Origin of the sequence: Endozoicomonas sp. G2_1, from assembly GCF_017744155.1 — a bacterium.
Taxonomy (GTDB): Bacteria; Pseudomonadota; Gammaproteobacteria; order Enterobacterales; family Alteromonadaceae; genus JAGHQT01.
Genome location: NZ_JAGHQT010000001.1, coordinates 556452 through 570055, shown reverse-complemented (window position 1 = coordinate 570055; position 13604 = coordinate 556452). Strand labels below are relative to the sequence as shown.

The 13604-nt window shown below is 43.6% G+C and carries 9 protein-coding genes; 2 read left to right on the top strand and 7 right to left on the bottom strand.

Annotated elements, in window-relative coordinates:
• Positions 1–27: 27 nt before the first annotated feature.
• From J7384_RS02595 to J7384_RS02580, 4 genes are all read right to left on the bottom strand, one after another.
• Entirely contained in the window at positions 28–759 is a 732-nt protein-coding gene (locus J7384_RS02595; protein WP_209111028.1) for a TIGR01621 family pseudouridine synthase, read from the bottom strand.
• A gap of 16 nt (positions 760–775) precedes the next feature.
• On the bottom strand, positions 776–1390 hold the full coding sequence (locus tag J7384_RS02590; RefSeq protein WP_209111026.1) for a TetR/AcrR family transcriptional regulator: 615 nt from the start codon (positions 1388–1390) through the stop codon (positions 776–778).
• Positions 1390–2826, bottom strand: a complete 1437-nt coding sequence (locus J7384_RS02585; protein WP_209111020.1) for a coniferyl aldehyde dehydrogenase — start codon at positions 2824–2826, stop codon at positions 1390–1392. The genes J7384_RS02590 and J7384_RS02585 overlap by 1 nt, the downstream gene beginning before the upstream one ends.
• A gap of 230 nt (positions 2827–3056) precedes the next feature.
• Complete coding sequence (locus J7384_RS02580) at positions 3057–4463, bottom strand: Na+/H+ antiporter NhaC family protein (RefSeq protein ID WP_209111018.1); 1407 nt, start codon at positions 4461–4463, stop codon at positions 3057–3059.
• A gap of 69 nt (positions 4464–4532) precedes the next feature.
• Here J7384_RS02580 and J7384_RS02575 point away from each other — a divergent pair, with 69 nt between their 5' ends.
• Positions 4533–7652 carry a pitrilysin family protein gene (locus J7384_RS02575; RefSeq protein ID WP_209111016.1) on the top strand — a complete coding sequence of 1040 codons (3120 nt, stop codon included), beginning with the start codon at positions 4533–4535 and terminating at the stop codon, positions 7650–7652.
• Positions 7653–7797: 145 nt separating this feature from the next.
• Positions 7798–9378, top strand: a complete 1581-nt coding sequence (gene gshA / locus J7384_RS02570; protein ID WP_209111014.1) for a glutamate--cysteine ligase — start codon at positions 7798–7800, stop codon at positions 9376–9378.
• Between the two features lie 60 nt (positions 9379–9438).
• Here the strand turns inward: gshA and J7384_RS02565 are convergent, their stop codons facing one another.
• From J7384_RS02565 to ppk1, 3 genes are all read right to left on the bottom strand, one after another.
• Entirely contained in the window at positions 9439–9615 is a 177-nt protein-coding gene (locus tag J7384_RS02565) for a hypothetical protein (RefSeq protein WP_209111012.1), read from the bottom strand.
• Between the two features lie 200 nt (positions 9616–9815).
• Positions 9816–11357, bottom strand: coding sequence for an exopolyphosphatase (locus J7384_RS02560; protein WP_209111010.1), 1542 nt, complete (start codon positions 11355–11357; stop codon positions 9816–9818).
• Positions 11358–11436: 79 nt separating this feature from the next.
• Positions 11437–13569 (bottom strand): polyphosphate kinase 1, encoded by a 2133-nt coding sequence (gene ppk1, locus J7384_RS02555; RefSeq protein ID WP_209111008.1) that lies wholly within the window; start codon positions 13567–13569, stop codon positions 11437–11439.
• Positions 13570–13604: the final 35 nt, after the last annotated feature.

Genomic DNA, 13604 nt, shown 5'->3' with positions numbered 1-13604 from the left:
TTTTAGCTGCGCTTAAAGCCTGAATATCTATATTTTAGGCCAGTTAAGCAACCAAGGCTCAGCGAGTTCTTTTAACAAGCTCGCCAACCCTGAATCGTTAAATAGTGTCCCTTGGCTTGGCGGTAATAGGTATTGGTAGTCTTGGTCAAAGAGCTTGAATCGCAGCGCATAAGCGTGCAAATACCCCCGCTCTTGATTACCTATATCAGCAGCTGTTGCGTTTGGATAGTAAAGTTGATCACCGCTAATCGGGGCGCCAATACTGGTTAACGCTACCCTGATTTGATGGGTTTTGCCCGAGTGTGGCTTTAGAATAAATAAACGCTGATCTTTGGCCTCTGTAGCCATAGTTTGATTGGCTAAACTATAGGAAAAAAACTGAGTGATAGCCGGCTTGGTTTGGCTGCGTAATAGCTTCCACATACCGCGGCGGCTTTTCGCCATATCACCCTTGATCAAGCCTTGTTTTTTCTTTGGTTTCTTATCCGAAAGAGCCAGATAGTACTTTTCAACTTGGTGCTGACTGAATAATTGTTGAAATTGATTGGCAGCCTTTAGTGAGGTCGCAAATAGGATCAAACCCGAGGTCATTTTGTCGAGGCGATGGACAGGGTAGAGCTCTTTGATGGCAAGCTGATCTTTTGCGAACTGACTGACAGTCGTAAAAAGACCAGCTTGTTGTTCGTCGTTGTGAAAACCTATGCCAGCTGATTTGTTTACCACGATGAAGTGTTCAGTCTGGCCAATAAGTTCAAACATGAATTGAGCACTACCTCTAAGTGTTGTTGTCTATCTCATTAACACTTTTGGCAAGTTGCGCGTGTCCTTGAGCAGTGAGTAGAGCACCAAAGTGAAGTTCAAAGCTTTTGCGCTTAATTTCATCAAAGTGCTCAGGGTAATCAATCAAAAACTGTGCAGTATTGAACAGCCCTTGCTGACAGTGGCTCATTATATACTCTTGTGGCAAGTCGATAAACAGTCCCGCTTGCTTGGCGCGGTCGATAAAGTCTAAGAAAAAGCCAAAGGTGTCTTTGATAACGGCAAATTTATTGTCTTTTGCTACAGACGGCGTCGCGTAGTAAAGCTGAAAAAACTTGAGCGCTTCAGTATTGTTGATAAAACAATTGAGACAAGTTAACCAATAAGATTTTGCTTTGGCTAACATATCTAACTCTGATTCTGTGCTGGTCATTTGACTGGCAATTTGCTCTTTTAGATGGCGATATAAACCGTCGACAATGGCTTGCTTATTGGCAAAGTGATGAAACAAGGTGCCGGTGGCAACACTAGCACCTTTAGCGATACTTGCCGTTGAAGTATCACTAATCCCTCGCTCGACAAACAGCGTTAAAGCACTTGCTAAAATTTGCTCGCGTTTGCTACTTGCCATTATTTTAAAAACAACTTTCTAATAGTATTGAAGAACATATCTCGGTTTTTCAGCATTAGTCGGCTGCGCGGCATAAACGTTGGTGTTGAAAGTACAGTTTTGGCTTTAGAGAATGTTCTAAAACCTTCAATGCCGTGATATTGACCCATACCTGAGTCGCCAACACCGCCAAACGGCGCATCTTCCGCAGCAACGTGAAGCAGTGAGTCGTTAATACAAACACCACCGCTGTGGGTTTCATTGACAATGCGCTTTTTCAACTGGTTGTCATTGGTCATCAAATACAGCGCCAATGGTCTTGGGCGGGCGCTAATAAAATTTAAGGCTTCATCGAGGTTTTCATACGTTTTAATGGGTAATAGCGCACCAAAAATTTCGTCTTGCATCACTAGCATATCGTCTGTGACATTCGTCATTAAGTGTGGCAACAAGCGGCGTGTTTCGGTGTTGATGGCATCGTCACCAAAAGTGTGAATAGTCGCACCTTTAGCTTTGGCATCGTCAATATAACTGGCTAAGCGCTTAAACTGATTTTCGTTAATAACATGAGTAAAGTTGTGCACACTGTCTTTGCTTAAGTAATACTCAGTAAACTTTTTGAGGTAGAGCTCAACAAAGTCTTGTTCCATTTCTTTAGGAATGAAAACATAATCAGGAGAGACGCAAATTTGTCCACCGTTAATTGATTTACCTAACATAACGGCGTGAACCGCATTGTTTAAATCCGCATCCTTATTGATGATTACCGGTGACTTACCACCGAGTTCTAACGTTATTGGCGTTAAATTCTCGGCAGCGGCGCGTGCAACAAAACGACCAACGGTTGTTGAACCGGTAAATAAAATATGGTCAAACGCCAGTTTACTGAAGGCTGACGCAACATCGGCTTCACCTTCAAAAATACGCACGTGGTCGTTAAACGGTGCTAGTGCTTTGATTAATACCGCATTCATTGCCGGCGTGAATTCACTTAGCTTGATCATAGCGCGATTACCCGCTGCTAATGCGGTAATTAGCGGCCCCATACTTAAGTAAATAGGGAAATTCCATGGCACGATAATGCCAACAACGCCAAGTGGTTGATAGTGTACTTCAACCTTTGACGGGGCTAGCAACAGGCCAGAATGGCGGCGATCGGGTTTAGTCCATTTTTTAATTTTTTTGATGGCGTAGTTGAAGTTTTCAATACTCGGTAAAAAGTCACCCATCATTGAGTCGAATTCACTGCGGTAGCCATAGTCTTGATTCAGCGCTTTATAGAATTCAATTTCGTGATCTAGCATTGCCTGCTTTACTTGCTTTAATAGACTGATACGCTCATCAACACTTGGATAAGTTTTTTGCGCGTATAAGTCATTAAGCTCATTAAAACTCTTGGTCATTTCGGCAATCGTTGGATTAACCACTGTTTCGATATTTTCGGCAGCTGTGCTCATCATTTTCACCTTCAAAACTTAAAACCGACTGATTAGTCGGTCCAATATAGTTTAAGGACAAATATTAGTCAATTTATTTTAGCTGACAAATGAAAATAGTTGTCGATTACCTTAATCAACTTTTTCGATTTAAAGGTTGAAATTTAGCTGTAACAATGAATTAGAGAAGGGAGGGAGAGCTAGCACCAACAGTAGTATTATCGGTGCTAGTTAATTGTTTTTGAGAAAAATTAAAGGGCGAAGCCGACCAGACTGTATAAAACAATAGTTAAAACGCCGCCAGTTAAGGCGTAAGGCAGTTGTGTTTTAACGTGTTCGAAGTGATCACAGCCACTGGCGAGTGATGCTACTATCGTGGTATCTGAAATAGGCGAGGCATGATCACCAAAAATACCGCCGCCGAGTACCGCAGCAACTAAAAACGGCACAGGTAAACCTGTTTGCGCGGCAATTGGCATTGCTATTGGAATCAATACTGCGAAGGTGCCCCACGAGGTGCCTGTTGAAAATGCCATTGCGCCAGCGGCAATAAAAATCAGTGGTGCAATTAAAAATAGTGGTACATCAGGGCTTATTAACTGGCTAATGTATAAACCTGTGCCTAAGGCTTTAATGCCGTCACCAAAAGCAAACGATAGCACTAATATCGCCACCACCGGCGCCATTTTCTTGATGCCTTCAACAAAGCTTTGCCTCTGCTCGCTAAATGACATCAATCGGTAGCTATTGATCATAATAATTAACAGGGATAGTGCACTGATAATGCCCCAGAACACGGAGAATGATCCCGAACCGCGACGAATGTCACCATTGCCAGTGTAAAACAATAGTGCAAATGTCACTGCTAGCAGGGTTAGCATAGGTAGCCACATCACCCTTGCTTTGGCTTGACGGTTTTGAGTTTGTTGTTCGTTTGACGACGCTCTCGGTGTTGATGACTTGTCTATTGATAAATCGTCCGTTGATACACTGTCTGTTGATGAAAGCTTCATCGGCCCGTAAACTTTACCGCTTATTGCTGTGTAGTAAGCTAAAGCAACGGCAATAATTGCGTAGAAGTTGTAGCCAATGGTGGCGATTAATACACCAACAGGGTCGCTTAATTGGTAGCCGTCCAACAAACCTAAAACGTAAGCGCCCCAGCCATTAATCAAGAGTAAAATACTAATCGGTGCACAGGTTGAGTCAATCAAGTAAGCCAAACGAGCGCGGCTTAATTTGTGTTGATCAAATAATTTTTGGCTCGCCATACCAGCAGAGAACATGCTGAGGTTGGTATCGGTAAAAATGCTACTGCCAATGACGGTCGGCAGTAAACTGACGCGCTTTTTATTGGTAACTAAGTTGAGTCTGTTCAAGCTGTTGATAAAGCCGTTAACTGCGCCTGAATGGTTCATTAACGTGATCAGGGCACCAATTAGCAAGCTAAAGCTAACAATATAAACATTACCTAAGCTGCTAAAAACATTGATAATACTCTCACCCGTAGCAATTGAACCTTGCCACAGTGAAAACGATTGACTCAGAAAAAAGCACAGCCAAAGGCCAGCTAAAAGAGCAAAGAACGCGTTTTTGCGCCATACTGCGATAACAATTGCGGCAATCGGCGGTAATAAACTTAATGCACTGTCTTGCATATAAATAATGACGTTTTATGGAAAATTGTCGCTACTCTACCTCAAGTTCACTGGCTAAGGTAGTTTGATTTGATTGTCCGTAATAAAAATGCGGTTAAATACCCTTGTTCAGCGTTTAGTGGTTCGCTATTGATGAACTTAGTTGTTATCATCTGCTCATTAAAACTTGAACAACCGTTAAAGTTACTATTTTTTCTTGTGAGTTTCCGTTTGATCTCTAATCGCTTTTCCTCTTTTTTTGTTGGCTTTTTTTCTGATTTAATCACTTTGCCAAAACAGCTATTAACGTCAAAGCCAGTTACTGTCGGTTGGTTAATTGCTGCGATAACGCTAATGTCGGCATGTAGTCATCAGCTCGCTCAATCAACAAAGGTTGAAATCCCCGCTGGCGTAACGTTAGTCGAACAGGTTGATAAGGTTAGTGGCCAGCTTTCCATTCCTTACAAAAAATATCGTTTAGCCAACGGCTTAACTGTGGTGCTACACCACGATGACTCTGATCCATTGGTCCATGTCGACGTTACCTATCACGTTGGCTCCGCACGTGAGCAGTTGGGTAAATCGGGTTTTGCCCACTTCTTTGAGCACATGATGTTTCAAGGCTCACAAAATGTTGCCGACGAACAGCACTTTAAAATTATCACCGAAAGTGGTGGTCACTTAAACGGTACCACCAATACCGATCGCACGAACTATTATCAGACGGTACCCAATAACCAGCTTGAAAAAGTACTATGGTTAGAAGCCGACCGAATGGGCTATTTACTCGATGCGATTACCGAACAAAAATTCGAAGTACAGCGGGCGACGGTGAAAAATGAGCGCGGACAAAATGTCGATAACCGACCATATGGCCGACTAGACGAAACCATTAATCAAATGCTGTACCCAAGAGCACATCCTTATTCTTGGCCGGTGATTGGTTACTTGCCTGATCTTGACCACGGTAATGTCGAGGACTTGAAACAGTTCTTTTCTCGTTGGTATGGTCCGAACAATGCAACCTTGACGATTGGCGGTGACTTTGATGAAACTGAAGTACTACACTGGGTAAATCGTTATTTTGCCGACATTAACCCGGGACCTAAAGTTAGTAGCATGGCAAAGCCTTTAATATCTCTGGCGCAGAATCGCTACTATAGCTTTGAAGATAATGTTGCATTACCGGTTGTTTATATGGCGTTTCCCACCGTATATGCCATGCATGAAGACGAAGCGGCACTTGATGTACTTGCTAATATTTTGGGCGCAGGGCCAACTTCGTTGCTGTATCAAAATTTAGTTAAGTCGGGGATGGCAATTCAAGCAGGCGCAGGACACCCGTGCAAAGAGTTAGCGTGTCGTATGAATTTTTATGCGATTCCCAACCAGCAGCAACAAGTGTCACTAGCACAGCTTGAGCAAGCGATTCTCGACACCTTTGATGAATTTGAACAGCGCGGTGTTAATCAGCAAGATTTGTTGAAAACGAAAGTTAGTATTGAAACCGATACTATTTACGGCTTGCAAAGCGTTGCCGGTAAAGTCTCATCGCTGGCGTTTTATCAAACTTTTGGTCAAAATCCCGCATTGGCGAGCCAACAAGTTGAGCGCTATAACAAGGTTACCGAAGCTGATGTTATCCGTGTTTATCGAAAATACATTAAGGGCCAAGGCGCTGCAATATTGTCTATTGTTCCTAAATCAGCAGTCGAATCGGATGAAAACAAAGGCCAATTCAATGCAACGGGTAACATATTCTCTTTACCTGCCCAAGCCGATAACTTTAGCTTACCCGATATTAGCCAACCGCCAACTCAGCGCCCATTAGTGCCCAAGATTGCTAAAAATACCAGCACTATTGACCGCAGTAAAATACCACCAGCTGGACCTAGGCCGGTAATAAAAACACCCAAATACACCAGCAAACGTTTTAACAACGGTTTAACCCTGTTGTTTGCGCAAAACAGTGAAACACCCACGGTCAGTATGACCTTGAGCATGGAAGGTGGGCCGCTGCTCGATGCTACTGATAAAGCCGGGTTAGCGAGTTTAACGGCTGCCATGATGCAAGAGGGCACCACTAACTACAGCAAAGAAGCGCTCTCAAATGAACTTGCTTTATTGGGGAGTGATATTTCGGTATCAGCTTCTGGCCGCTATACCTATATCCAAGTATCTAGCTTAACCAAGCACTTACCAGCAACCATGAATTTATTGCTGGATGTGCTGCTTAATCCGAAATTTGACCAAAGCGACTTTGACCGTATTAAAAATCACCATTTACAGGGACTCACTCAGGGGCTGCGCGATGCTGGAAGTTTAAGCAGTAAAGCTGTTAAACAAGTGTTGTATGGGCAAAATAATCGGCTTGGCTACAGCGATTCTGGCACCTTAACCAGCATAAACAAGATTACACTTGATGACGTCAAAGCGTTTTACCGAGACTACTATTCACCTGCCCACGCAAATTTAGTGGTAGTTGGTGATGTCAGTAAAAAAGCCTTGAACAAAGAGCTCGAATATTTGATTAACTGGCGCAAAGTTGATTATCAAATTCCTCAAGTGAGTGCTGATTTACCGCAAACCGAAGCAAACATTTACTTTGTTGACTTGCCTGGCGCTGCGCAGTCGTCAATTACGCTAGTGCGCCATGCTATGCCTTATGACGCTTTGGGCGAACACTTTAAATCATCATTGATGAATTACCCACTTGGCAGCGCGTTTAACAGTCGTATTAATCTCAATTTAAGAGAAGACAAAGGCTATACTTATGGCGCGTCAAGCGGTTATATCGGTGGTAAAAGTACTGGTCAGTTTCAGGTTGCCGCCAGTGTCAACCAAGCGGATACCGTTGCCGCCATGCGCGAAGTTGAAAAAGAGCTAGCGCTGTTTCAAGAGCAAGGCTTAACTGACGATGAAGTGGCATTTATGCGCAAGGCCATTTCGCAAAACGAAGCCTTGAGTTTTGAAACGCCAAGCCAAAAAGCAGGCTTTTTACGTCAGTTGTTGCTTTATGGCTTGTCAAAAGATTATGGTGATAAACAAACAAATATTATTTTGTCGATAACTAAGCAAGAGCTTAACTTGTTGGCAAAAAAAGAGTTGGCTAAACCTATGTCGTGGATCGTTGTAGGCGACGGGGCAAAGGTGAAACCACAATTGGCGACCTTACAGCGACCGATAATTGAATTGACATTTACCGAATAGAATCCTCAGGGTTGGGGTTGAATTAGTTGTAATCGCCCCAACAGAGACGATATTAATTCGTGACTTTTTTTGTGACCTTTGAACGCGGCAATGGCCTATTTTACAAGTGCTTAGGCGTTTAAATTAATAATCCGTTGGAGTTATTTTGGCTTTTACTTTTCGTGATTACCTTGCTGAATTTCAGCAACCAGAGCATTTAGCAGCATTAACAGGCATTGGCCGAGGCATTGAGCGTGAAGCACTAAGAGTATTGCCTGAAGGTGGCTTGTCTATGCAGCCGCATCACTACCAACTTGGCTCTGCCTTAACTCATCCGCAAATAACTACGGATTACTCTGAAACCTTATTGGAGTTTATTACGCCGGTCAGTCATAGCCCTGAATTGGCGATTAACCAGCTAAGAGATATCCAAAAGTATACTTTATCTCAAGTCGATGGCGAGTTGCTGTGGCCAATGAGTATGCCGTGTTTTGTTGAAGACGCCGACAAAATTCCACTGGCGCAATACGGCAGTTCAAACATTGGTAAAATGAAAACCGTGTACCGTCAAGGTTTAAAAAACCGTTATGGCAGTATGATGCAAGTGATCGCTGGTATTCACTTTAACTTCTCATTTTCTAAGTCGTTTTGGCAGACCTTGCAGGTGTTTGAGGGTGATAGCCGTTCAGAGCAAGACTATATTTCCGCCAAGTACTTTGCCCTTATTCGCAACTACAAGCGTTACTGCTGGCTAATTCCCTACTTATACGGCAGTTCACCGGCGATTTGCCCATCGTTTTTACAGGGCAAAGAAACCGTGTTGCCTTTTGAAAAATCGGCCAATGGCTACTTATATCTGCCATACGCGACATCGTTGAGAATGAGTGATTTAGGCTATACCAACAGTGACCAAGCGGCGCTGTATATCTGTTACAACCAAATCGACAGCTATGTTAAGCAAGTGCAAAAAGCGATTAGTTTGAGCTCTGAGCAATTTGCTAAAATTGGTATTAAGAAAGACGGTGAATATCAGCAATTGAACAGCAATGTCTTGCAGATAGAAAACGAACTTTACGCCCCAATTCGACCTAAGCAAATTGCCAAATCTGGTGAGAAACCATCAGAGGCGCTGGAGAATCGAGGTGTTGAATACATTGAAGTGCGCGCACTCGACGTGAATCCGTTTGCCGATACCGGTATTAGTCTAGAGCAAGTGCATTTCCTTGATATTTTCCTAACTTACTGCGCGTTAAAGCCGAGCCCAACGCTAAACAGCAAAACGCAGGAAACACTAGAGCGCAATATGGATGAAGTTGTCGTTCGAGGTCGCGATCCTGAGCTGACTTTAGCCCGAGAGGGCGACAGTGAGCAGCAGGTTTCCATTATCAACTGGGGCCAAACGCTGTGTGATGATATGGCTGAGGTGGCTGCACTGTTAGACCAAGCACATCAAACGGACGTTTATCAGGCCGCACTAGCCACTGAGCGCAGTAAAATACTCGATGCAAACTTAACGCCATCGGCGCAAATTTTAGCGAAAGTGGTTGAACAAGGTGAAAGCTTAACTGGCTTCGCTTTAGATATTGCTAAGCAACACGCGCAAAGCCTCAGTGAGCATCAATATCGACACTATAATTTAACTCATTTTGAGCAAAGTGTTGCCCAGTCCCACCAAGAGCAAAAAGCGATTGAAGACGCCGACAGCGTCGATTTCGATAGCTTTTTAGCCGATTACTTTGCGGAGTAACTTGGGGTTCAATAAATCTAGATTAGGGGCTGTTAAATAACGCTCCTTGCCATCTGACGTTTAGGATGTACTAATGTCTTGGTAGCTAGGGATAGCGGTAAAGACCATGGCACGGCGATATTGCCGACATGGATGTAGGTACTTAGGCTTTGCAGGAGCATAAAGCCTGACCGTTCTTCCTCGGCTCGGGCCTCCATGCTTCGCTCTACCTCGTAAGCTCCCTTTACACGTGAACATATGCGCTCCTTGCCATCCATGGCACCGCGCTATACCGTTCTTCCTGAACATAAAAAAAGCGCTACCAAAGGTAGCGCTGAAAAATACTGAGAGAAAGCAGTCTAGGGAGTAATATGCTTTCAGTTAATAAGAACGATTATCGGTAAAATAGTTCCCACTTTTTTATTATTTTTTACTTTTGTCTGTTTGTTAAATTGTACTCAACAGGTTTCTATCTTCAATTCTATCGCTAAGCTTTGCAAATACTCTTGTTCGAGTTGTAAGTCGGCGTAAATCAGCGGTTTTTCGTTGAGCCAATTTTGCTCGAAGGTCAAAGTAACACTATTTTCATCGACCTTGAGTTCAACAATTGGCGAGGGTGAAAGCTGGCGCTGCTGGCTTAATAAAACTGACAGGCGCATTAACACCAGTATTTTGTTAACCGATGTCTGGTTGAGTAAATACCAGTTGTTCTCCTCTAATGAATTAATTTTCTTGCGCTGATTGCCGACAAGCCATGCCAGTGCCTGCATCTGCTCTTGGTTAAAGCCGGGTAAATCGGCGTTTTGTAAGATGTACTTGCTGTGCTTGTGATAGCCCGACGGGTTGATGTCGAGGCCAATTTCATGGACTTGAATCGACCAATTGAGCAAGTCGCGATAATTCTTTTTCGGCAATTGCCAGCGGCTATTAACCGCGTCAAACATGGCTAATGCGCTGGTTGCTACTTTGTCAGCCTGCTCAGTATCGACGTTAAAACGGCTTTGCAGACTAGTAATAGTGCGAGCGCGACTATCATGGTCTAACTGTTGTTCTAACTGTTCACACAATACACCTTCTCGCAGCGCATAGTCGCAGTAATCTATTTCAGTTATTTTGAGCATGTCGACTAAGGCAATTAATATCGCCAAACCCGGACATAAAATCGCTTTGCGACTTTCTTTTAAATTAGCTAGCTCGATGTTGTCGGTGTGGCCAAACTCAATCAGTTGCTGTTTTAGGGCATTGAGATCTGAGAGTTTAATCGGTCTTGGCAGCTCATTTTCGGCATTGTTACTGGCATTGATAATTTGGTAAATGCTTTTAATCGTTCCTGAGGTGCCGAGCGCTTGCTGCCAGCTAGTTTTGCGAAAGCGATTAACCAAGGCTTCAATTTCCATGCGAGCAAACAAAATGGCGCGGTCAAAGGCCTGTGTCGTGATGGTATCATCGCTGAAAAATCGACGTTTAAAGCTGACACAGCCAATATTGACGCTCGATAAGTTTAAAACGTCGTAGTTCTTGCCAATAACACATTCGGTACTGCCGCCACCGATATCGATTACTAAGCGCTTTTCGTCGGGCGGTGAGTAGTGGGCGACGCCTTGATAAATTAAACGCGCTTCTTCGTGACCAGAAATAATTTCGATATCGAACGGAAACACCTCGGCGGCTGCTTGTAAAAATGCCCGTGCATTTTTCGCCTGACGCAAGGTGTAAGTTGCCACCACGCGAAAGTTATCGGCATTGAGCTTAGCAGCGGTAATTGCCAAGTCTGACAGGGTTTGCAGGCCGCGGTCGATTGCCGCTTGGTCGAGGATGTCGTCCTCGTCTAGGCCAGAAGCGAGTTTAACCTGGTATTTTTCCGAGTGAAGAATTTGCAAGTTGTTATCGACAACACGAGCTAAAACAAAGTGAAAGCTGTTGGAGCCAATATCTAAAGCGGCGAGGTTGTTTTCTGGAATGTCTAGTGAGGCATCTGGGCAGTGTAAATCGGTCGACATGTAGTGTTGAGTACCATTTCGTTTGGCGTGCCAGCAAATAGCGTCTTGCTAGTGGCTGGCACTAAAATCAGTGGATGTGCTACTCCTCGGTATCACTTTGTTGCCAAGCAGCTAAATCAGCTTGCTCTTGCTCGCAAAGGTAATCGTAAATAGCGATTTGCGATCTTAATGGTTTTCGGTTGCCTTTGGCAACATAACGATTGTTTTGTTGCTGATTTATCACACGTGCTTTGGTGGTGTCTTTAAAGTGTAGCGCTAAAATATCGATAATGCGCTTCTTGAGTTTTTCGTCGTAAATTGGGCAGCCAATTTCAACGCGCTGGTCGATGTTGCGCTCCATCCAGTCGGCAGAGCTAATGTAGACTGACTTTTCGCCGCCGTTGTGAAAGACCATAACGCGCGGGTGCTCAAGGAATTGATCAACAATCGAAATCGCCTTGATGTTATCGCTAACCCCTTTAATGCCCGAAACAAGCGCACACATACCGCGAACAATCAGTTTGATTTTAACTCCTGAACTACTGGCGTTGTAAAGTCGGTTGATCAGGCCGGTATCAACTAAGTTGTTAACCTTAATGGTGATTTCTGCCTTTTTACCTTGATTGGCAAACTCAATTTCATTATCGATCAGTTGATATAAACGACGGCGAGAGGTCAACGGTGAAACAATTAAATGGTTGAAACGAAAACGCTTATAACTGTGGGCGATAAACGAAAAGGCATTGTCGACTTCTTGCGCGATTTCCTTGTGTTTCGTGAACAAGGTAAAGTCGGTGTAAATACGGGCATTTTTCTCGTGGAAATTACCAGTACCAATATGGGCATAACGGACTAATTTGTCGTTTTCAACGCGACTGACGAGGCAAAGCTTTGAATGAATTTTCAAGCTGTCGATACCAAACTCAACATTGATACCAGCATCTTTCATCAACTTCGCCCATTCAATGTTGGCTTGTTCGTCAAAGCGCGCTCTGAGTTCAACCACTACTGTCACTTGCTTACCGTTTTTAACCGCTTCGGTTAATGAGTAGATAATCTGTGAGTTTTTGGCGACCCGGTAAATGTTGAGCTTAATTTCGCGTACCGCGGGATCGTAAGACGCTTGGCGAACAAATTCGGTAAAGTGCTTAAATTTGTAGTACGGGTAATAAAGTAATATGTCTTGCTGACTGATGGCGTCGAACACTGATGGAAAGTGCTTAAATGCCGCGGCATCTAGCGCTTGAATATCGGTTTTTTCGAGCTCTTTGCCACCTAAGTTAGGGAAACTTAAAAAGTCTTTAAAATGGCGGTAACGAACACTGCCAACTAGGTTGTCTAGTTCTTTAATACGCAAAGACTTGCGCAAAAACTTAACCATTTCAGGTGGCATATTTTGGTCGTAACCAAGGCGCACTGGTTCGGCTTTTAAACGCTGCTTTAAGCCTTTTGACATTTTGTCTAACAAGCTTTGATCAAGCTCATCATTGAGGTTGTATTCGGCGTCGCGCGTTAGTTTGATTGAGTAAGCGTCAATCGAATCGAACTCGAAAAAGCCTTGGAAGATGTTATCCATAAAGTAGCGCACAACATCGTCGAGCATCACTATGTGTTTTACTTTTGAATGTTCAGCTTCAGGCAAAATAATAAAGCGGTCAACTTCTTCCCGAGGAATCTCGACTAAGGCGTATTGCACACTGTCGTGATAATTGAGGCCGGCGAGAAAATAAATACCATCGTCATTAAGGCACTCAGAGAGATCAGTGCTGTTGTTAATAATGACTGGTGTAATGTGTTTGAGTACGTGATTGTCGAAAAAGGTCGACATCCATTCGATTTGTTGTTTACTAAGCCCTTTTGCGAAGGCTTTGCCACTTTCATCGTTGAATAATAAATCGATGTTGTGTTCTGCCAGCTCAGCAAAGACTTGTTCCGAGGTTTCGCGGAATTTTTCCGTTAATGTCGCAACCTTGGCAATAATGTCGTTGAGTAAGCTTGACCAAGTGTCTTTTTCCGTCATATCAGCGCGGTTTTTTGCCCGTTCCACCAAGGCTTGCCTGCGAATCCGAGCGACTCTAACCCGAAAGAATTCATCTTGATTCGACGAGTAAATGCCCAAAAAGCGGATGCGTTCAATAATCGGTACTGAGGCATCTTGCGCTTCTTGCAGTACGCGTTCGTTAAAAGATAACCAACTTAGTTCTTTGTCGAAAAATAGACGAGAGTCACTCATAATGTATTTGATAAACCTTGATAAAATTCCTTGGT